This window comes from Paenibacillus sp. NPDC055715 (assembly GCF_053617595.1).
On the sequence record NZ_JBSHGA010000006.1, the window covers coordinates 47,968 to 68,919 of the forward strand.

Genomic DNA, 20,952 nt, shown 5'->3' on the forward strand with positions numbered 1-20,952 from the left:
AATAATACAAAAGTGTGAAAAAAGAGAAATAAATGGTTTGAATGTTCATTCTAATTTATGATGCCTTAAAAAGAAGTCTTGTTTTAACGAATCCCGTGATAATGGATAAGTTGAATGAAGTACATAAAGAGAAGCATTAAAAGCAAACTTTAAGTTTTTTTATTTGAATGTCACAAATGCATCCCTTTTTCAGTTATATAGGCAGAGAGGAGGGAAGTTCATGGAAAAACTACATGTAAATAAGCAAGATGCAGATATCAACCTTGTAATAGAACAGGTACAAACGGGCGACAAACAAGCATACACACATATCATACAGCGTTATCAACAACAGATCTTTTTATATTGCTACTATTTACTTAAAAATCAGGAAGAAGCGGAAGATGCTGCTCAAGAAATATTTATTAAAGGGCTTGAGCATATCCATCAGTTCGTACCTACAGTCTCCTTTTCAGCTTGGCTATACAAAATTGCTCAAAATCACTGTAATGACTTATTAAAAAGAAACACTAGAACGTTTAAATCGTTCATCCAGTATAAATTGAACCTAAAGCAACAACCAGCACACGAATACACAGATTTAATTCACGAGTTACTGGATCATCTAACGTTAGAAGAGAGGCAAATTTTATTGTTGCGTTCGTTGGAAGAATACAGCTATGAAGAGATTGCAACAATTATGGAACTAAAACCATCAAATACCCGGAAAAAATATGAGCGACTCCGTAAAAAACTAAATCACCAAAAGGAAAAGGGAGGAAAAAAGTATGAACATTCCTTTAAAACCGGAAGATAAAGAAATCGAGCATTTACAAAAGCTTATTCGGAATACTCCAATACAAGTTGATTTAATGGATAAAACGATGGAACGCTTTGAGAAAGTAGGCACAAGACGCTATAAGCGATCTAACACTCGACCAAAAAGGACACGTAATACAATTATTGTGACTTCTGCTATGCTTGCAATGACGTTTATGCTTGTGGTTGGTACTGGCTTTATTTCACCAACTATGGCTGCATCTATTAGACAAATTCCAGGTATGAATTCTATATTCCAGCTAGCTGGTGATCTTGGTTTACAAACAGCGGACGAAAAAGGGCTGCTATCAAAACCAAATCTTAGTGACACTCACGATGGTCTGACTCTCAGCGTACCGGAAGTCATGTTTGATGGAACACGTGTATCAATTGCCTTAGAACGACAAACCACTGACAAAAGATTTTTAAATGAAACGGTATCATCACTGATCAACGATGTTACACTTACTATTAATGGAAAAGAAATAAACTCTTATGCACCTGCTAACACAAGCAACTCCATTGATCCTTATATGATTCCTGGAAAAAATTCTAACTCAACAATTATACAATTTTCAGATTTACGTAACCAAGGGGGAAAATCTTTCCCAGATAAGTTTAATTTAACGCTTTCCATGCCCGTGTCTGGGATACAACAACCATTTAAAATTAGTATTCCTGTAGAAAAAAACACTAAAAACAATCTAGTTCTGATGCCTTCCATTAGTCGAGATTATGGAGATATTCATCTTAAGTTAGAAAAGATCGAATTTACTCCGATTACAACCAACATTACCACACGTATTGTATTACCTGAACATTCAAAAATTTCCTCATTACCTTTTCTAAGTTATGAGCTTTTTGATGAAAAAGGAACTTCTTCAAAATTAATAGGTGCTAGTGGTTGGAGCGCAACAGATGATAATGTTTTAGTTACTGATTCCCAATTCGAACCCTTTAAATCCATTCCAAAATCAATTACCATTAAAACTTACAAGAATATCTTTAAAAAAGAAGACAAAAGTCAGTTTGAATTAGATAAAAAAGGAAACGAAATAATAGAATATTTTCCTAAACTAGAGTTCACCTTGCCAATAAGTAAATAAGAAATAGCTGTCGAGATTTTCCTCGACAGCTTGATATGAAGAAAGTGAATTTCACTCGCTTTCTTCATATCATTATCTTTTTACAATAAAGGTGTATACACCTAGCTCGGCACCATTAGATTTAAAAGCTTTTACCTGAGCTGTACCATAACCAATAATAGTAACTTTATTGCCAGAAAGACTAACGACATTGCTTCCATATAAAAGCATCCAGTTGGAGCCATCCATATAATATTCGCTCCCCATACCTAACTTAACATCCTTCTGTGGCTTGATAGGTAGCTTTTCTCCGTTAGCAGGTTCAAAAGTTACTGTGACTGTCGCTGGGGTTACAGCTGATTCCGTTGAACTTACTGGTGAAGCGGAAGCTACTCCCCCCAAAGATAACGCTAACGCTGAAATTGATAGTGCTAAGATGGCTTTTTTCATTTGTCATTTCTCCTCTTGAATAGTTTTCTTTAAAATTTTCCAAAATAGTAAATACTTTACTTTATGTCTGTGACTACGTTTCTGTTATTCTCAAAATATTTACCTTTTCATTTCTCCACCCTCTTTCTTCTAATTAATTTCATTATAATTCTTGATGTCTTTTGAGAAGGATATTTTTAAACATATCATTTCTTTTTTTACAAATAATCAATAAAAAGGTCAATTCCTTAAGATTGGCCTAGCCTACTTCATCAGAGTGATGCTTGAGGAAAGTTATATACTCAGGAAGGATATCTCTATACCCAAAAGTAAATCCAAAGTATACGAGTTGGCTTTAGCCCACAAACGGAATTGCTTCAAATCTCCATTACTCCTTTTTGCTCGCATCGTTCCCTGTTTTTTTCCGATCTCTAGTTTCAATTTCTCGTAGATTACTTGTCTTCTATACTTCCGAGCAAATAGCTATGATAATTCCTGAGCCTCCCAGTCGAACTGGGGGGGGACAAAAAAATGAACAGGTGGGATACTAAATCCCCCCTGCTCATTTCAGCGATGGTACTTATATAATTTAAAAATGGCAGTATCTCCCGTAATCCAAACTAGAGTGTGCCATTCATAGCCGTTTGATCAGCTAGCGAACCCCGCAGTGCTGGCTCTCCCCATCGGCGCAAATCATCGTTTGATTCACATGTTGCCGTATAACGGACGCTTGTCTTAATTAGCTGTCGGTTCGGCTCCCCAAACAAGTACGCCATTATGATACAACGTAGCTTTCGTATGATCAGCAAATGAAGTTTGCGTGCCTTTATACGAGTAATCGTCACTTTCGTTATAGTCCGACCAGTCTGTTTTATTCACACGGGTTTGAATTTGGCCCGTGCTTTCTCCAGGTGCTAACACGCCTGCATTCGAGTTGAAGCTGACTTCCAAATAATAATCAGCCCCTGTTACAGCTTTATCCATTTTAACCAGCTTGCCGTTCACCTTCGAGCTGCTCAGCGTCGCATAGTCGCAGTTGAATGTCTGCGCGCGGTCGCCGTCGATCGTGTAGTAGTAGCGAATTTTCAACTCGTTGATCGGTACGGAGGTTGTACCTTTGTTTAAAATTTGGAAATACGGCTTAAATTGATTGTCGTTCACACTGGTATCCGCTGCGCGATACTGGAGCACCAGTCCCTTTGGCGGCTGCTGAGCATCCGCTTTCGGCGCTGCGCTAGCCGTGTTCGACACCGTTTGGCCTGCATCATTCTTCGCTACGACTTGGTAGTAGTACGTCGTGTCTGCCGTTACGGCTGTGTCGGTGTAGCTGCTTCCGTATACATCGCTCGCTACTGTGGCGAACGCGCCGTTTTCAGCCGTCGAACGCTTCACTTCATAGCTTACCGCATTCGCCGATGCTGTCCAGCTCAGTTTTACTTTCGCCGTTTCGCCCGCTGCGTTTAGCGTGAAGCTTTTAGGATTTTCCACAGGTGTATCATTGCCGGCAGTCAACACGATGTGATAAGCCGTCAAAGGCGGTACTGTATAGGTAAAGCGGTTGCCTGAAATTTGCGTAATTGGCGCTGCTTCCTTAATTTCCGAGCTATTTTTGTCAAAGCCCCATACTTTACCGGAACCGTAAGTCGTCTCGCCGGAAAGATTAAATTGGGCGTCGAATGCGCTGTCCATGCTTTTATTCATGACAACGAGGTGCAGTTCTTTGGAGGATGCATCCGTTACGGAAGCATGCACCGAGCTATTAACAATATCTGATGTTTGTGCATTAACGCTGATATCGCCGAAGGTAGAGCTTTTTCCGTCATAATTGCGGTAAAGCTTGTAAGCGGCACTAACGTAGTTGTTGGCATCATCTTTTAACTTCCAGTAATTTGCCATATAAACATCGTTTTTACCCAAGATGCCCAGCACATCGGTCATAGCTATACCGCCGGAAATATCATTTTCGCCCCCGTAGCTATACTCGGTCAAAGCCAGCTTGGTTCCCGGGTAATACTTGTCCACCGACTGTTTCAATCGAGGCAGTAAAGGCAAGAATTCGCTGTTCCATTGAGCGATCCAGCTATCTTCCTTGTAGGTCGAATCCCACAAAGTACGAGGCGCCTGCATTCTGGCTTTCTTCGTTTCGTCATTGCCGACCTCATTCGTAATTCGTATGCCTCCGCCCATTGCTTCGGGATACCAGTGCACATCGAAAACATCCAGCAATCTCTTGCCTTCGGCTTGCGAACTGAGGCGCATTTGATCCAGGTAATAGTCCACGAACCAACTGTAGTTGCCTTTTACAGACTTCCAATCAGGTGCATTTTGAAGATCTTTATAGGCGCCAAAACCGTAAAGAACCGGCCCAAAAATTTCCGCGCTCGCGTCAACCGCTTTGACTGCCTTGGATAAACTTACCGACCGATCTACCAACTCTTTCGCTCCGACTTTTTCACCATGAATACGCGGATGCGTATTCGACCAGAGAGCTGGTTCATTGTCGAGCGCATATCCTTTCACACCCGTCTTTGTTGAAGCGGCGCCGTACTTTTTCACTAAAAAGTTGACGAATTCATCTGCATAAACCTGATTGTCATTCAGATCAGGCTGCAGTTGAAACGGCGCATTTTTGGCGTTTACGACCTGATTCCAACGAGCGGAAGGAGCCTTTTCGCTTTCCTGCACACTTCCGTTTCCATCCTTGGCCACATAACCGGCCATCGGCAGCGTAACTAAAGAATAAGTGCCAAGCTTCAGCGATTGATCATGAAACGAAGTCGTCACCGCTCCCGGCTTTTCACATTCGGCTTTTGTCAGACCGCCTTTGTTGCATAAATAGTCACCGCTGGATTGCTCCCAATCGCTTCCTGCATTGGACATATTGTTTTCCCAGTTGTATCCGGTCATTCGATTGCCACCAAGTCGTCTGGCAGCCAGATTTTCATCGCCTGCCAAATCCTCATTGGTACCGTATATATAAGGACTAATAGGCTTACGGTCCTTGGATGTATCGACTTTAATGGTAACGGTCTTTGCTGTTTGACCGTGAACTACAGTTGTAGCTGGTAGAGTCCCCCCTACTATAATCGTGCATGCCATGACGATAGGCAACCATTTGGAATGTTTGGACAACATACTACTACTATTTTTCGCCTTCATGCCGCTTTCCTCCTTTACATTTGAAAAGAGCGGCACCCGTACGAGTGCCACTCCGTCAGGCCTTAAGTCATCTGATCTTAAGCGGGTTTATCGTTCTGGTACAGCGTCACCTTACTCTAATCTGCAAATTCATTTTTTGTAGGATCGCAGGAATATTCATCTGTCACATTGTAGTTCGTCCACTCGTTTTTGTTGATACACGCTTGGATTTCGCCAGTCGAAGCTCCAAGTATCCGGTTGACTCCACTCTCCTCACCGTCCGAAATCCAGAATTGACCCGGATCCTCAAGTGTTGCAACAGACGTATTCACACCGCACATGGTGGGTTTGCCGTTTGCATCAAGGTAGTACCGTTATAGTAGAGAACATGAATTCGCCGCAAAGTTGTTCTGGCTCTATCACCGCCTTTCTTTAGAAACTGGACAAACTTCGATAGGTTATCTATTCATGGAAAGGAATATACTGTTTTCCGTACATTCCATTTCATATTTTATCACTATTTCTCTCCCTAGAATAGAACTTAGGAACGATATATGTTTAACAGAAATAAGCCCACACATTTGAATTGCCTGAGGAAAAATAATTTCTTCAATCTATTCTAAAACTCTTGTTGATTTACACTCATTTCTCCTACCGTGCCTTATCCTTTTGAATTAGCTCATAATAGATGCGTGCAGGCTCTGATTCTCCAGTGGATAAAATGTATTCTGCCAAGGGAGCGCACAGCTTTTGGAGATAGAAAGAGTATAGCAGTTCCGCCGTGTCAAAATGAATTTTCAACACCCGTTTCATTAGTCCTTCAAATTTGAGATAATCCAGCTCCTCAGGGGTGATATCAAACGGGTATTCAGGAAAGGTTTTTTTCTGAACTTCGATGAATTGCTCCCTAAGCTTGGATAGATTGCCTGATCGAGCGGCCGAGAAATTCATCATAAAAAACGATACAAAATCCGTCTCGCGGTCACTTAAGTCATAATGCTTACACCAACGCATGAACATCATCGGTTTTTCCATACATAATCTCCTTTAACAAAAGTTCAGATTTATCGTTGAATCGCACAAAATCTAACAGATTCCAACATATGTAATATATAGGTTGTGTCCCATTTTAAAATATGATTCCTTAATCAAATTTTGCATTTTAACAAATCCCTATATCTCCGTAAAGAACTAGCCACAACGATTTCGCTATCGTAGGAGAAACAAATGCAGAAGCTATCATTCCACTGCTCATTACAGTAACTAAAGAAGCTGCTAGGATAGTTCTCTTGAATTTGTGCGACGAAAGGATGAATCCACAGAATTCGTTTGTTGATAGACAAAACCTGTCTCAATCTGGCTATATACCGTTTCCAGCCGTTGAAGCACATAGGGGGCAATGACATGCTTGTTGCGGGATCTTTCTTTAGCTGTTTTCCAATTATCATCCAGATTAATATCTTCCATGGATCGGTGTCCCCCTTTCTCCGTGCACGATACAAACGCGTTTTAACCAGACTTTCTGAAATGTCCAATGCTTTTGAAATCTCCTTAATATTCAGATCATAAAAGTATCTCAAAATAATGACGATCCGCATTGGCTCCTCCAACTGCTCTACCGCTTCATGCAATTCAATGTTTTCATACTCACCTGAAATACTCATTGGGTCTGAAAACTCAGACACCGTAACAGAGCGAGAACGCTTGTTAGCTATTTTATTTGACTCGTTGATTACAATCCGATACAGCCAAGTTTTAAAGAAACGTTCATCCCGTAACGTACCCAAAGACTTGTATGCCTTGAGTATTGCTTCTTGTAGAGCATCAGCACTATCTTGTTCATTTCGCAGGATAGAATGCGCCATTCCGTACAGGTCACTCTCCACTTCTCTAATGATGTTCACAAAAGCTCGCCTATCCCCGCCTTGCGCCTTTTTGACCTCATTCTCAATATTCAAAGGAGTCCTCCTTTCAAGTTGCCTATCTATTAGATCATTTGAAAGGACAATGCGTTACAATTTTCTTCCAAAACAATCAACAAAAAAGACCTTTTCAACATCTTAATGACGTTGACCAGGTCTTCTCATGGAAATCCGTATCTTCACATTCGTATTTTTTCTAATCCTCTACATAGCTGACCGATTACAGGCTGCAAGTGAAAACATAGGCGGGCGGGACGTTGTAATGTACCTTTTTGATTTGGATGTCGTCAAAGAAGGTACGAAAAAAATTGTGTTTGACCTTACTATACTGAAACGTAATAAATTTGCCCTCCTGACCCAATACTTCGGCCGTTTGTCCCAAAATCAGACTGGATAAAGCGGCCGGTAAACTGGTAAAAGGGAGTCCTGATACGACGTAATCCACTTTCGAGACATGATACTGTTTCATAAACCGGGCTACATGCTCGGCCGATCCATGAATGACGTGCACCTGCTCCAAGTGTCCGTACTTGCTTTGTAATGTTTTATAAAACGATTCATTGGCCTCAATCACTAGCAGTAGCGTATCCGGGTGCTTGTTCTTAATCAGTTCTTGCGTAAACACACCGGTACCTGCACCATACTCAATGATGCACGATGCTTGGTCAAAGTAGATGGGTGTGGTAATTTGCTTGGCCAACTGTCTTGAACTTGGCATGACAGCGCCTACGCTGCGTGGATGCCTGATGTACTCTCGAATAAAGTGAATCGCATTCATATTTCCCTCTCCCTGCTTGACACACGTAATAGGCATTCGGTTCATCAAGATATCGAATTACATATTCATTGTATACCGATCAGAATAGTCATTTCAAGCAGGCTACTGTCTGAATCTAAAAAGAGGGCAGCCTTATTCAAATCTAGTCAAATAAAACTGCCCTCTCTGTACCCTTTATTTTTCTATCGTGTCCAAACTTGGACTCTCCGTCTTGGAAGCCTGTCCACCTTTACGCCGCCGTGCGCCCAAGCGCATGGCAACCATCCGATAGATGGAGACCGAACGTATGGATACGGCCCAGCTTACGTCCGCGTCCGGAGCAAGCACGACTCCCAACTGGTGGTGATCGCCATTGTACATGCCGCGCTGTACAAACTTGCTCTCACCTTGCAGATTGCGTACCTCCAGCTTGCAAAAAGCGGAGTTAATACGCAAGGCTTGGTGCAATTCGTTGCGGCTGTTTACGACGACACTGTTCACGCGGTAAATGGCCTCACCGGGCAGAATACCCATCGCCGTCGCAGGACTATTCGGCAGCACAGCCAGCACACGAAGCCCTTGCTCTGGATGAACAAACATAGGGCTGAGACGGCTCTCCTCCATGTTGCCGTACCAGATCAGCGCCTCATGGGCCAGGAAGCAGAACAACGCTGCCACCAGCGTCAGCGGACTCCACCACGCCGCCAGCATGCTCAGCAGGAGCAAGGCTACACTGTAGAGAAGCAGGCGGTTAGACGTTAGCACCGCCTTCTGGCGTGGCAACTGGCCTAACGCCACGCTGCTGAAGCCCATAAGGACAGGTAAGGCTGCCAGCATATATCCGGTTCCATCACCAAACAGCGGCGTCCACGGAAGCGTAGAGCCTCCCTGAACAGGAACCAGAAGCAACAATGGAATGGGCCAGAGGTCTTCCATCCGGTAGCCTCCAACCAGCCTCCCCCGCTTGCCCTCCACGAACAGTGGAGCAGCGGCCTTTCCTCCCTGCCAGCGAACCAACAGCGCCTCAGCCACATGTAGCACGGCGACCAGCACCAGCAACGCCGGAATATCCAATCCACGGATGGCTGTCACCGATGTTCCGAGCGCTCCCTCAGGCTGCCAGGCCTCTGCCACGTTCAAAGCAAACTGGGCTACACCCAGCAGGCCCACCGAATAGGCCAGACACAGGTAACGCACGCGCACCAGCATAAGCAGCAATGTGGTCACCCACAGGCATACGATGGAAGCCGAGGTTAGATGCACACTTACGAACATCCCCAGAGCGGACAGGGTCAGCCCCGCGATTAGACCACTCCAGACTACGCGCCACGTCTGCCCCGCCCAATTGTGCAGCCTGGTATGAAAGAGCTTGCGCTCCAGCAGCATTTGCTGACGATAGCCAAGCGCGACAATGAGTATCGAGATATAGTAAAACGGCTGCAAAAGTAGGTACAAGCAAGCATTTAGAACGCTCCATCCCCATTGTAAAGCCCATTCCAAGTTCATTCACACTCCTTATACCCCTGGCCCGCTGTTTAGCGGATCACGTACATTTCATATTCATTTATTCTATATGAAATTGCCAACGTAGGGAAGACAATCCGGCAGACTGCAAATAAATCCCACAATAAAAGGAGGCTGTTTCCAGCCCCCTTTGTTGTAGCCTTATTATTATTTCGCTGCGCTGGTCTTCATTTCCTTCCGGATCTCTTCAATCCCCTGCTTGAGTTGATTGTCGTTTTTCGGATCACGGATTTTTTCGATCAGCTTGGTTTCCATCGCCGCCGCTGTCTTCGCATCAATCACACCGTTAGCCGTCAGCTTCGCCTGTTTCTGAAAAGCAAGAACAGAGCTTTCCGTCACTTTGTCAAAGTAGCCGTCTTCGCGACCCGGCTTGTAGCCCAAGCCTTGCAGAATGATTTGCGCATTTTTCACATCGCCGCTATTCATATTGTATTTCAACGGCTTTTCCTTGTTGAGTGGCGCTGCTGTGAAGAATTCAGGCTGATCCACCGCAATATCCGGTTTAATGCCTTTTTTGTGAATCCACGTTCCATTTGGCGTCAGCCATTTGGCAATCGTGATTTTGAGCAGGCTACCGTCGCCCATTTGCTTGTCATAGCTGGTTTGTACAGTACCTTTACCAAAGGAATTTTCCCCGATCAATACTGCGCCAGCCGATTGCTGGAGAGCTCCTGCCAGAATTTCGGACGCGCTTGCGCTACCTTTATTCATGAGCAGTGTCACCGGATATTTCTTGCTTGATCCTTTGGATTTCTCTTCTTCGCGCTTCTGATTTTTGTCTTCCACCTGTACGATCGTTTTGCCAGCAGGTACAAATTGCTGTGCAATATCAATCACGACGGAAAGCACGCCGCCCGGGTTATTACGCACGTCGATGACGAGCCCTTTAAGTCCCTGTTTTTCCAGCTTCGCGAGTTCTTCTTTGAAACGATCTGCTGTATTCAAGGAGAACTGGGTAATCGTAATGACGCCTACACCGCCGCTTTCCATATGAGCCGTCACGGTTTCCATATCAATGCTGTCACGGGTAATGGTGTATTCCATCGGATCAGGAGAGCCGCTGCGCTGGATTTTGACCTTGGCCTGACTGCCTTTAGGTCCACGTATTTTGGAAACGGCCTTGTTCAGATTCAATCCATCCAGCGTTTCACCGTTAACGGACAAAATAATGTCCTTGGAGCGCAGTCCCGCCTTCTCGGCCGGTGAGCCTTTAATTGGCGTTACCACGACCACTTTTCCGTTTTCTGCCGCTACCTCCGCCCCGATTCCGGTAAAGGAGCCTTCAATGGACTGTTCAAACTGCTGTGCTGTTTCTTTGCCCATATAAGAGGAATATGGGTCGCCGAGCGATTCCATCATACCGTTGATGGCTCCGTCCACCAGCTTGGTACGGTCGACGTTCTGATAATATCGCCCCTGGATCAGATCCATCGCTGTCTCGATTTTGCGGATATCACTTCTGGAGGTGGAACTGCTACCTGTCACACTCGCCAGCAGTCCTTCGCCCAGAGCGCTATTTCCCACTGTCGTCGCTCCAGTATAAGCAAACGTGAGCAGACTGCCGCCTAGCAGCCCGATCACCATCAAGAGTACCGCTGTACTTTTTTTCAACATCTAATCGCCCACCGCCTTCTATTTATCTTGTATACTATTGCCTTACAACGCATATCCATCCAAGCAGTATACGTCTAGCTTGTACGGAATATGTTAATTGTATCCTACTCCGTGTCTCAGTGCACATGTTCTTCATCGGATTTAACCATTACAGCAAAACCCTATCTGCAACCGCATTGGTTACAAATAGGGTTTACCTTATCTACTATAAATAATTCATCGGATTTACGGGTTTGTTATTCTCGCGCACCTCAAAATGACAGTGAGGTCCTGTGGAATTGCCCGTCGAACCAATTTCTGCGATTTTTTGACCACGTTTTACAGTCTGTCCTGTATGTACCACCGTACCGCCATTGCGAATATGTCCGTACAGGGTCCATAACCCGTCTCCATGGTCAATCACAACCGTGTTTCCATACCCACTCCACCATTCCGCAACAATGACAACTCCGTCTTCTGCTGCATGAATATCGGTTCCCTGTGGAGCCGCCATATCAATGCCTGTGTGGCCTTTAAGCTTGCCAGTAATCGGATGTACCCGCATGCCAAAAGTAGATGAGAGTCGGTAATGGGATACAGGTAAAGCCAATGTCCCAGATCCGCCCGTATACGTGCTGGCTGTCTCATGGCTGGAATTTGAGCTGGCCCCTGAAGAACCAGAAGCATATCGCTTGGCTTCAGCTGCACGTGCAGCCGCTCTAGCGCGTGCTGCTTTAGCAGCCTGCTCCGCTCTGAGCTTGTTTTTTTCCTGCAACAGACCCACGCGTTTGTTAGCGAGGGCTATCAGCATATCATTTTGCTCTTCGCTGATTTCATCTGACAAAGCAATATCATGATCATAATTGGCAATCAGACGCTGCTTTTCCTTCTCCTTCGAATTCAGCTCAGCTTTGGCACCCTGTTTGAGAGCATACAGCTTCTTTGCATTTTTATATTCCGTGTCCAGTTGCTTCTTCTTGCTGACGACCAGAGCCTTGTCCCTTTTATGCTCGTCCAGCAGGATTTGGTCCTGCTCCACGATCGTTTTCAGGGAATCCACCCGGCTGAGAAAATCACTAAAGCTGGCCGAAGACATAAGCACGTCCATATACGAAACAGTTCCGTCCGTATACATCAACCGCACACGAGTTTCCAGCATCTTTTCACGTGCCTGAATGCGGTCAATGGCTTCAGATAAATCTTTTTTGGTTGCACGCAAATTATCTTCGGTTTGATCAATTTGAACCGCTACACGAGTCAACTGGTCGCTGACGCTGTTAATCTGGTCGAGTACCATTTTCAGGTTTTGCACGGTTTTATTTTTGTAATGTTGGGCATACTGTTTATTTTGAGCCGCCTTTTCCTGCTGTTGCTTGGCAGATTGGGCCTGCTTTTCCAATTGATTCAGTTGCGAATTGATTTCATGCACGCTTTTGGCATATCCGTCAGAAGGCTGGATTAGCAATGCGGCTACCAGGGTAGCGGCCAACACAGATCCTGTTTTTTTCAACTTGCACTCCCCATCCTTTATCGCAAAATAACACCGGCTCCCCCGTTCTAAAGAATACCGACTGTGACGTCCACCCATGAATCTTTATACTTTCAAGAACTTGCGCATGGATAGGGTACTGCCTACAATCCCGACGAGCATTCCCAAAATGATTAGCAAGGCACTCAATTGAAACCAAACGCCCTGAAGCGGCATAAGCTTCAACATGTTCAGTGCAATATCGCCTTGAATGGCTGTAAGCAAACGCTGATAACCAACAAACAAAATACCTACAGTAATCATGGAACCCATCAGGCCAATAAGCGCACCTTCAATAAAAAACGGCCATCGTATAAAAAAGTTGGTCGCACCAACCAGTTTCATAATGCCAATCTCTCTGCGTCTTGCTAAAATAGTCACGCGGATCGTATTTGAAATCAGGAACATGGACATAAGTCCCAATCCAGCTACGAATACAAACCCCACATTACGGATGAGTTTGGTAATAGTGAAGAGTGTCTCCACGGTACCTTTTCCGTAACGGACCTTTAAAATCGGCTTCTCCGGATGTATCGTGTTCAGCTTCTCAATCTTCTCAGCCACAAATGGGACCGTCGTCGGTTCAATGACCTCTACAACGATTTTGTCTGGAAGCGGATTGCTGTCCTTATCAAAACCTTCCAACAGCTCCTTGCCGCTGTCTCCCAAATCTTTTCGCAGATCCTCCAAGCCTTGAGCTTTGGTGATAAAGGTGGTTTTGCTAATTTCCGGCATCGCCGCGATTTCCTTTTGCAGCGTTTCACGCATGTTTTGCTCTACATTCAGCTCCAAAAATACGTTAACCTCCACCTGGCTATCCGCCTGGTCAGCCAAGGAGTTGACGTTGAGTACCAGCAAAATAAACACGCCCAGTATAAGCAGTGACACAACAATCGAGGTGACGGATGCCACGGACATCCAGCCATTGCGGAATATGTTTTTGAAGCCTTCCCGCAGATGACGCAAGAAGGTATTAAAAGTCATATCCGTACTCCCCTCTCATCTGATCCCTTACGATGTTGCCATTTTCGATGGCAATGACGCGTTTACGCATGGAGTTTACGATGTCCTTATTGTGTGTCGCCATAACAATGGTCGTGCCGCGAAAATTAATTTCATCCAGTAACTGCATGATCTCCCAAGATGTTTCGGGGTCCAAATTACCTGTGGGTTCATCGGCAATGATCACGGACGGATTGTTGACGATAGCTCGTGCAATAGCTACGCGCTGCTGCTCCCCACCAGAAAGCTGGGCAGGCTCGCGATTCATTTTCGTTTTCAAGCCAACCAATTCGAGCACTTCCGGCACCCGTTTGCGAATCAGCTTCTTGGGAGCCTCAATGACTTCCATCGCAAAAGCGACATTCTCATAGGCCGTCAAACGCGGCAAAAGCCGGAAATCCTGAAAAATGACTCCGATGTTGCGACGAACGTAGGGAATTTTACGCTGTTTGAGCTTCCCAATATTAAATCCATTAACTGAAATTTGCCCCTTGGTCGGTACTTCTTCTCTATAAATAAGCTTCATAAAAGTCGATTTACCCGCCCCCGACGGGCCGACTACATATACGAATTCATTATGGTCAATTTTGACCGATACTCCCTGAAGTGCGTGGGTTCCATTAGCATAGGTCTTCCACACATCCTGCATTTCAATCACTCGATCACTTCCCGCTGCTTAATCATATTACGTATAACTTAATATCCATTCGACATATTCCATGCATTTCCTTTAAAAAATCCTGTATTTCATCACACCATTTATCATTGTAACAAATTTGTTACCTGAATAGTACCGAAAGTTTTCTGCTTTTGGCACATATATATGAATATTACGGCACATGAATACGCTATCAAGCTTACGAGACAGGAGACAGCCGCATTATGAAAAAAATTCATTTATCCTTCATCTGGATATGGACTGTAATTCTGGCGTTGACTATGTTGTGGGGAGGACTGCAACTGTACGCCGACAGGCAAACGCTGCCGAAGGGCGTCACAGTCGGAGGAGTCAATGTGGGAAACATGAATAAAACAGCCGCGCTCCGACTACTGGACACGAAGCTGAATGCATTGAAGCAACGCCCCCTGATCCTGACGGACAGCGACAGTAGCGCGCAAGATATCAAGCTTACGCTCGGGGAAGCGGGTATCCACTATGAAGCGAAGGCATTCCGTGATGCCGTGAACGCGCTCGGCTCGGAGCATCTTTGGACTCGCGCACTGGCGCGGTTTTCCTTTGGAAGAGAATGGATCATCACACCTTCCCGGCAGGAGTCGGTCTTGCAGACCAGGTTCGGAGCCGATTGGGAGGAACAGCAATACGGCAAACCTGTCAATGCCACGCGCCAGATCGACAGGGACGATCAGGTTCGCTATATTCCGGGCCGCTCTGCCAGTCGCCTGGATTGGCCCAAACTGGGCGAAGCGCTGGATAAGGCGCTGCCCAAGGATTTTACTGCTTCCGGGGAGCCGGTGCGGGTAGAGTTGCCATTCCGTCAGTTGGAGCCGGACATTACGGTGGACTCTCTGCGGAGCGAAGGGATTGAGCGCAAAATCGTCCAGTTTTCCACCAGCCTCGGCAACAGCTCGGAAGGACGTGTGTACAACGTCAATTCGGCGGCAAGCACCGTTGACGGTTTGATTCTCAAGCCTGACGAGATATTCGATTACGGCCAAATCATTGCCAAGGCTGAGCGCACACACGGCTTTCGTGAAGCCCCCGTGATCGTGAACGGGCAGTTGGAACCGGGCATCGGCGGCGGGATTTGTCAGGTATCCAGCACCGTCTACAATGCAGTGCTGCGAGTCGGTCTTGACATTGTTGAGCGCCGCAACCATTCCTTGCCGGTCAGTTATTTGCCCAAAGGGCAAGATGCGACTTTTGCTACAGAGTCCATCAATTTCCGCTTCAAAAACAATACAGGTAAGCATTTGCTCCTTCATGCCGCTGTCCAAAACCGGACGCTTACCATCAAATTTTTCGGCACATTCCCGTCCAATGTGTCCTATGAGTTGGAATCGCGTACGGTTCGTGTATTACCCATCCCAGAGAAGACAATCCGTAATGACTCACTTTCCCCCGGCTTCTATCAGGTGCTTCGGCAGGGCAAGGCAGGATACGTGGTGGAAACGTACCGAATGAAGATCGTGGATGGCAAGACCGTGGAACGCACCCGAATCAGCCGTGATACTTATCGTGCGCAGCAGCGCATTGTGGCTGTTCGCGGCGAAGGCGCATCGCCCGAGCCGCAGACACGCGAACAGCAGGAGACCATTGTAGAAGACGGCATAAGTGAATAACGTATGCGTAGCAGCATAACAAAAAATCCCCCTTCGACTACCGCCTGGATGGGTACCAGCAGAGTTAAAGAGGGATTTTAGCATGACGGGATGGTTTTACTCACTGCGTTTGCCTGAAACAGAAATTTCTACAGACGTACTTTCGTTGTCGTGCTGTCTGTACTGGTACTGCTATCTTCTGTTTCGCTTCCAGAAGTAGTAGACGTGTTACCATACGTTGAATTCGTAACATTACTGTAAGTGGAATCTGTTACCGTTCCGCCAGGAGTCGTTGTAAGATTATCAATCGCACTCAGGTTGTAACCGGAAGCTGCATCCAGAATGGCAACCGCTTCTGCACGTGTCAACGATTTTAATGGCTGGAATTTACCATCAGGATAACCATTGATGATTTTTTGTTCCGCAGCAGCTGCTACACTTTTCTTCGCCCATGATCCGATTTTGTCGGAGTCTATGAACTTGGTGACATCTGCCGCATTATCTGCTGTCAGTCCAATGGCTTTGCCTACAATAGCGGTAGCTTCCTGACGCGTTACTTTTCCATTCGGTTTGAGTTTGTTATCTGCATAGCCGTTTATGTAACCTGCATTCACCGCATTTGTCAGTTCATTGTATGCCCAGTGCGAAGCTGGTACATCTGTGAATGTTCGGCTTCCATTACCGTTTACCTGAACACTGTCCGCATACGTTACATCCGTCACGGCTGGAGTATGCTGCGTGAACGTACCGAGACTACGGTTCAAGAGAACGATAAATTCTGCACGTGTGATGGCCGCATCCGGTTTCAACGCACCGTCTAATTGTCCTGTAGCCGACCAACGTTGTACTTGGTCTCCTGCCCAATGACCGCTTGTATTCTGAGGAGCCGCTGCTGCTGCACTGAATGCGCTAAGCATAAGACCTGTACTCAATACACCAGTAACTGTATTTCTGAACTTATTCCCCATACTCTGAGTTCCTCCTTTGATTGGCTTCACCATTCTTTTTTAAACACTTTACCAGAAATCAAATTTAAATAAACCCCCAAATTAAAAAAATCGCCCCATATAACCACAACCCGTCCTTATGTAGGATAAATGGGAATCAGGACTTAATGACCAGTCATTTGCTTGGATATGTACGTTCCTTCTTTCCCTTATCCGCCAAGCGGGAAGACAATTTTGTGGCGGGTCTTTCCATGGGCGGGTACGGTGCCTTCAAACTAGCACTCCAGCATCCAGAGCGCTTTGCAGCCGCGGCCAGTCTCTCGGGGGTGATGGATTTACATGCGGCACGCATCGATCCTATTCATAGAGTGATGAGTTCGGCGGAATGGAGCTACATTTTCGGTCCAGATGAAATACGCGGAACCGATCATGACTTGCTGGAGCTGCTACAACGTTATGCAACCTTGGGAACTTCACTCCCCCGGCTCTACCAATGCTGTGGTACGGAGGATTTTCTGTACGAGGGAAACCAGACCTTTCGTAAAGCGTGCAATACTACCGGGATTCCACTGACCTACGAAGAGGGTCCAGGGACTCATGAATGGAGATACTGGGACGCGAAAATTCAGGATGTACTCGCTCGGCTGCCGCACAAGGGGCGGGAAATAGGTGTAAAAAATACCCGCAGCTTCCCTCGCCGTATCCTGGCGAAGTGGGTAAGCTGCGGGTATTGGTTATGAAGCAATATGCCAACCCATATTTAGGGTCCTGCCACACATCAAGGAGCTGTCGTCGTAGCCGTAGATGGAGATTCGGATTGTGACTTGGGTAGCACTTTGTACAAGCGCCATTCCCCGTTAAACTCGCGTTCCAGCTGAACCCAGGGCGCTCCTTTTTCATACAAATTCGGATACACCATGTTGATCTTACTCAGTGGCATGCCCGACTTGATCTGGGGTACAAGGATATAATCCACGTGGCTTTCCTGCGGATAGCTTAATGCCCTATTAAACGTATAATCACTCGTAATCAGGAAACGCTTCGGGTACTGGCTGTACACGATCATGGTGTAGGCTGAGGCCGAATCGGTCATAATGGTTGACTTTGGCAAATGTTCATCCAGCCAGACCGCAATTTTCCGGTCCGCTTCCTGTCTCACATAATTCACATTACCTGTTCGTGTGAGGAAGCTGTTCTCATCCGGCGCGATATCCGGACGAGTCAGTGCATAGGAGAGTAATCCGGCCGTAAGCACCAGACTGACGGACACCAGTCCAAAGGCCGCCCGCCGCGCTCTACCCTGGAGCTGACTCAGCTCATACGGCAGCCAGGCGACCGTAATCGGAAACACGTACATAAAATAGCGGAACCATCCATATGAGGATTGCTTCATCATGAGTAAAAATTGTAAACCCGGCACAGACAGGAACAACAGCAAAATAATCAGCGTTCCCCACCGCAACAGCCGCCCGCTTAACAGCCGAATGAACAGGATAGCGAACAGCGGCACGGAATACCAGAGGGTTTTGGAAGCAATAAATTTCAAGGCAACTAACGGATGGTTAAAGATTTCCACAAATTTATCATCATTTAGCAGCTCTGCCGATTGCGCCGTGTTGGAATACTCCGAATTGAGGAAATAAAAGGCATTTCCCATAATGAGGTAGTTAAAGAAAATCCACAGCAGACCGGAAAAGACAACGGGCAGCAGGAGAAGCATCCAAGTCGCCTCGACCTTATGTAGCTTTTCCCGTAAAGGCAGTTCACGTCTGCCCATGTTCCGGTGAAAAAACAGAACGGCCACAACCACACCGCCTGCTATCGCCAGACCGAGGGGTATTGCCTCATACCGAGTCCAGAACGCCATGGCAAGCGCTAATCCGGATACGATCAGCCTCGCCGTCATGCGGTCCTTGAGCCACAGCGCAAATTCAATCACCGTCATCATAATAAAATATATGTATAGCGAATCGCTCAGCCCGTTGGCACCGAACAATAAAATAAACGGGTTCAGCGCATAGAGCAGCGCCAGCATCCAGCTCATTCCCGAGCTAAGCCCTGTTCTTACACCCGCCCGATACAGCAACACAGCTGTCAAAGCGGCAAAGGTAGCACTCAGAATGACAGCCGCCAATCCGTAAGATGCTAACGCTGGAAATAATGGATATAGCAGTAATATCACCAATTCCAAAAGACTGGGCAACGGATTCCAGATGAATCCGATGGCACCCAAATGCGGATCACGGCTATACAGCACATAAAATGCATTGGCTACGCGACTGAGCGCGTCCGTATGCATGTATCCCAGAACGTAGCTGAAATACATGCCTGCGGACAGCTCCAGCGCAAGTATAAACACAAACAGACCTATAACCATCCATCTGCTTGCAGACCATTTGTGAAAGGACATTCCTCTCGTTCCCCCTCAAACTTGTTGCGGCGATGCGGCTGTAGCCGTACTTTCCATCATACAGCCGGATCAACCCAACCGCGACTACTCTGCTGCCAGAAATACAATTATCGCAGCTCTTTATCATGTTTTTTCTCAAAATCATGAAGTCTCTTTCTGAAGCTGTTGTGGAACGGAGAAGATCCAATAGCGATTCCAGAGATAATTATGAACGGGCACGATGATGGTGGTCAATACCTCACCGATCAGATACGGCCAGCCGATCCAGTGAATGGTTGCGTACATGAGACCTGCATTCAAGAGCAGACCACAGGAGCAGACCAACAAATATTTAAGAAATTGGGTGCGGCTTCCCTCCCCGGTAGGCTCGAATGTCCAGTTCCGGTTCAGCACATACGATACCAGCAGCGTGACTACGAATCCTATCGTAGTAGCCATTACCGCAGGCACCCTGAACATTTCCACCAGCAGTACAAGTACACCGACATGGATACCTGTACCCAGCATCCCCACAATACCATATTTAATGATTGGATACTTTAGATATGAACGTCTGATCATATTGATTAAACTCCCTGTCCACCCACAATCGGTCAGCGTTCTCCCGTTTGTCTGCAATCAGATAACGGGGTCTGGCTTTGACTTCGTGATATATGGCGGCGATATATTCTCCTACCACTCCGATGGACAGCATCAATATACTGCCGATAATCAGGAGCAGCAAAATAACAGTTGTAAAACCAGTCACAGCGGTACCCGTTAATTTGTGCGCCAAGGTTTGAATTCCCAATATAACTGAAATCAGCATAAAAATGAGTCCCATTAAACTTACTAGCCGCAACGGCACGGTTGAAAACGAAACAATTGCTTCCGCTGCCAGCCGGATCAGCCCAAACGGACTCCAGCGGCTGGGGCCCTTCTCCCGTGGAGCCACCCGGAACGAAATCTGGGTTTTACGGAAACCAAGCCATGCCGTCATTCCGCGAAAAAACGGAATCCGCTCAGGCATCGCCATCCAGGCATCCACTACCCGGCGATCCAGCAGTTTATAATCCGAGGCATCTTTGAGGTTAAAGCCCGTCAAACGGTTCAAGGTCGCGTAGAACAATGAAGCCCCGAGCTTTTTGCTCATTGACTCTTCTCCCCGGAATTCCTTCACACATTCGACCAGATCGTAACCCTCATCCTGCCATAAACGCACCATTTCCCCGATCATCTCAGGAGGATGCTGCAAATCTCCGTCCATGACGATGATGGCATCACCGGAGGCGTTTTCTAGACCTGCACACAACGCCAGCTCCTTGCCGAAGTTCCGGCTAAGCCGAAGTGCGAGCAAAGAAGGCATACGGCGGGACAATTCGGATAGCTTAAGCCACGTGTCGTCTCTGGAACCGTCATCTATGACAATCAGCTCATAGTGTGAAGTGACCACTGACAACACCCCATCAATCACCTTGAGTGAACGCTCTAGATGAGAGCTTTCATTATACATGGGAATGACAACGGATAAAAAAGGTGTTTTTGTCTCCATTCTTGCTC

Annotated in this window: 17 protein-coding genes and 2 pseudogenes; 4 read left to right on the top strand and 15 right to left on the bottom strand. The window is 46.2% G+C overall.

What is annotated here, in order from left to right; genetic code table 11:
• The first annotated feature begins 220 nt into the window (after positions 1-220).
• Both ACWGOO_RS11865 and ACWGOO_RS11870 read left to right on the top strand, forming a co-directional pair.
• Positions 221-796: an RNA polymerase sigma factor gene (locus tag ACWGOO_RS11865; protein WP_452483586.1), complete on the top strand. Its 576-nt coding sequence runs from the start codon at positions 221-223 to the stop codon at positions 794-796.
• Complete coding sequence (locus tag ACWGOO_RS11870) at positions 768-1,904, top strand: DUF4179 domain-containing protein (protein ID WP_452483588.1); 1,137 nt, start codon at positions 768-770, stop codon at positions 1,902-1,904. Before ACWGOO_RS11865 ends, ACWGOO_RS11870 begins: the two co-directional genes overlap by 29 nt.
• A gap of 72 nt (positions 1,905-1,976) precedes the next feature.
• On the opposite strand, the gene ACWGOO_RS11875 is transcribed toward ACWGOO_RS11870, so the two are convergent.
• From ACWGOO_RS11875 to ftsE, 11 genes are all read right to left on the bottom strand, one after another.
• Complete coding sequence (locus tag ACWGOO_RS11875; RefSeq protein ID WP_452483590.1) at positions 1,977-2,333, bottom strand: hypothetical protein; 357 nt, start codon at positions 2,331-2,333, stop codon at positions 1,977-1,979.
• Positions 2,334-3,047: 714 nt separating this feature from the next.
• Complete coding sequence (locus tag ACWGOO_RS11880; RefSeq protein ID WP_452483592.1) at positions 3,048-5,471, bottom strand: glycoside hydrolase family 44 protein; 2,424 nt, start codon at positions 5,469-5,471, stop codon at positions 3,048-3,050.
• Between the two features lie 116 nt (positions 5,472-5,587).
• A complete protein-coding gene (locus ACWGOO_RS11885; protein WP_452483594.1) occupies positions 5,588-5,782 on the bottom strand; it encodes a hypothetical protein in 195 nt (64 codons plus the stop codon).
• Between the two features lie 319 nt (positions 5,783-6,101).
• A complete protein-coding gene (locus ACWGOO_RS11890; protein WP_452483596.1) occupies positions 6,102-6,485 on the bottom strand; it encodes a hypothetical protein in 384 nt (127 codons plus the stop codon).
• A gap of 113 nt (positions 6,486-6,598) precedes the next feature.
• Positions 6,599-7,408 (bottom strand): RNA polymerase sigma factor, encoded by an 810-nt coding sequence (locus ACWGOO_RS11895; protein WP_452483598.1) that lies wholly within the window; start codon positions 7,406-7,408, stop codon positions 6,599-6,601.
• A 184-nt stretch (positions 7,409-7,592) separates the two neighbouring features.
• Positions 7,593-8,150, bottom strand: a complete 558-nt coding sequence (locus tag ACWGOO_RS11900; RefSeq protein WP_452483600.1) for a class I SAM-dependent methyltransferase — start codon at positions 8,148-8,150, stop codon at positions 7,593-7,595.
• Positions 8,151-8,324: 174 nt separating this feature from the next.
• Positions 8,325-9,635 (bottom strand): serine protease, encoded by a 1,311-nt coding sequence (locus ACWGOO_RS11905; protein ID WP_452483602.1) that lies wholly within the window; start codon positions 9,633-9,635, stop codon positions 8,325-8,327.
• A gap of 165 nt (positions 9,636-9,800) precedes the next feature.
• A complete protein-coding gene (locus tag ACWGOO_RS11910; protein ID WP_452483604.1) occupies positions 9,801-11,267 on the bottom strand; it encodes a S41 family peptidase in 1,467 nt (488 codons plus the stop codon).
• Between the two features lie 205 nt (positions 11,268-11,472).
• A complete protein-coding gene (locus ACWGOO_RS11915; RefSeq protein WP_452483606.1) occupies positions 11,473-12,756 on the bottom strand; it encodes a murein hydrolase activator EnvC family protein in 1,284 nt (427 codons plus the stop codon).
• Between the two features lie 84 nt (positions 12,757-12,840).
• Positions 12,841-13,758 (bottom strand): permease-like cell division protein FtsX, encoded by a 918-nt coding sequence (gene ftsX / locus ACWGOO_RS11920; protein WP_452483608.1) that lies wholly within the window; start codon positions 13,756-13,758, stop codon positions 12,841-12,843.
• Positions 13,748-14,434, bottom strand: a complete 687-nt coding sequence (gene ftsE, locus ACWGOO_RS11925; RefSeq protein WP_452483610.1) for a cell division ATP-binding protein FtsE — start codon at positions 14,432-14,434, stop codon at positions 13,748-13,750. The genes ftsX and ftsE overlap by 11 nt, the downstream gene beginning before the upstream one ends.
• A 224-nt stretch (positions 14,435-14,658) precedes the next feature.
• Between ftsE and ACWGOO_RS11930 the strand changes: the two genes are divergently transcribed.
• Positions 14,659-16,077, top strand: coding sequence for a VanW family protein (locus tag ACWGOO_RS11930; protein WP_452483612.1), 1,419 nt, complete (start codon positions 14,659-14,661; stop codon positions 16,075-16,077).
• A 143-nt stretch (positions 16,078-16,220) separates the two neighbouring features.
• Here the strand turns inward: ACWGOO_RS11930 and ACWGOO_RS11935 are convergent.
• Positions 16,221-17,024, bottom strand: a pseudogene (locus tag ACWGOO_RS11935) (S-layer homology domain-containing protein); the annotation flags it as partial.
• Positions 17,025-17,191: 167 nt separating this feature from the next.
• Between ACWGOO_RS11935 and ACWGOO_RS11940 the strand changes: the two are divergent.
• Positions 17,192-17,662 (top strand): annotated as a pseudogene (locus tag ACWGOO_RS11940) (alpha/beta hydrolase); the annotation flags it as partial.
• 119 nt (positions 17,663-17,781) lie between these two features.
• Here the strand turns inward: ACWGOO_RS11940 and ACWGOO_RS11945 are convergent.
• The 3 genes from ACWGOO_RS11945 to ACWGOO_RS11955 all read right to left on the bottom strand — a co-directional run bounded on the left by ACWGOO_RS11945 (position 17,782) and on the right by ACWGOO_RS11955 (position 20,944).
• Positions 17,782-19,413 carry an ArnT family glycosyltransferase gene (locus ACWGOO_RS11945; RefSeq protein WP_452483613.1) on the bottom strand — a complete coding sequence of 544 codons (1,632 nt, stop codon included), beginning with the start codon at positions 19,411-19,413 and terminating at the stop codon, positions 17,782-17,784.
• Between the two features lie 141 nt (positions 19,414-19,554).
• The gene (locus tag ACWGOO_RS11950) at positions 19,555-19,974 is read right to left on the bottom strand and encodes a GtrA family protein (protein ID WP_452483615.1); all 420 of its coding nucleotides are present in this window, start codon (positions 19,972-19,974) and stop codon (positions 19,555-19,557) included.
• A complete protein-coding gene (locus ACWGOO_RS11955) occupies positions 19,937-20,944 on the bottom strand; it encodes a glycosyltransferase family 2 protein (RefSeq protein ID WP_452483617.1) in 1,008 nt (335 codons plus the stop codon). The genes ACWGOO_RS11950 and ACWGOO_RS11955 overlap by 38 nt, the downstream gene beginning before the upstream one ends.
• Between the last annotated feature and the right edge of the window lie 8 nt (positions 20,945-20,952).

Coding starts and splice junctions, on each gene's coding strand:
- ACWGOO_RS11865 (WP_452483586.1), top strand. CDS start 221: ATGGAAAAACTACATGTAAATAAGCAAGATGCAGATATCAACCTTGTA.
- ACWGOO_RS11870 (WP_452483588.1), top strand. CDS start 768: ATGAACATTCCTTTAAAACCGGAAGATAAAGAAATCGAGCATTTACAA.
- ACWGOO_RS11875 (WP_452483590.1), bottom strand. CDS start 2,333: ATGAAAAAAGCCATCTTAGCACTATCAATTTCAGCGTTAGCGTTATCT.
- ACWGOO_RS11880 (WP_452483592.1), bottom strand. CDS start 5,471: ATGAAGGCGAAAAATAGTAGTAGTATGTTGTCCAAACATTCCAAATGG.
- ACWGOO_RS11890 (WP_452483596.1), bottom strand. CDS start 6,485: ATGGAAAAACCGATGATGTTCATGCGTTGGTGTAAGCATTATGACTTA.
- ACWGOO_RS11900 (WP_452483600.1), bottom strand. CDS start 8,150: ATGAATGCGATTCACTTTATTCGAGAGTACATCAGGCATCCACGCAGC.
- ACWGOO_RS11905 (WP_452483602.1), bottom strand. CDS start 9,635: ATGAACTTGGAATGGGCTTTACAATGGGGATGGAGCGTTCTAAATGCT.
- ACWGOO_RS11910 (WP_452483604.1), bottom strand. CDS start 11,267: ATGTTGAAAAAAAGTACAGCGGTACTCTTGATGGTGATCGGGCTGCTA.
- ftsX (WP_452483608.1), bottom strand. CDS start 13,758: ATGACTTTTAATACCTTCTTGCGTCATCTGCGGGAAGGCTTCAAAAAC.
- ACWGOO_RS11930 (WP_452483612.1), top strand. CDS start 14,659: ATGAAAAAAATTCATTTATCCTTCATCTGGATATGGACTGTAATTCTG.
- ACWGOO_RS11945 (WP_452483613.1), bottom strand. CDS start 19,413: ATGTCCTTTCACAAATGGTCTGCAAGCAGATGGATGGTTATAGGTCTG.
- ACWGOO_RS11950 (WP_452483615.1), bottom strand. CDS start 19,974: ATGATCAGACGTTCATATCTAAAGTATCCAATCATTAAATATGGTATT.
- ACWGOO_RS11955 (WP_452483617.1), bottom strand. CDS start 20,944: ATGGAGACAAAAACACCTTTTTTATCCGTTGTCATTCCCATGTATAAT.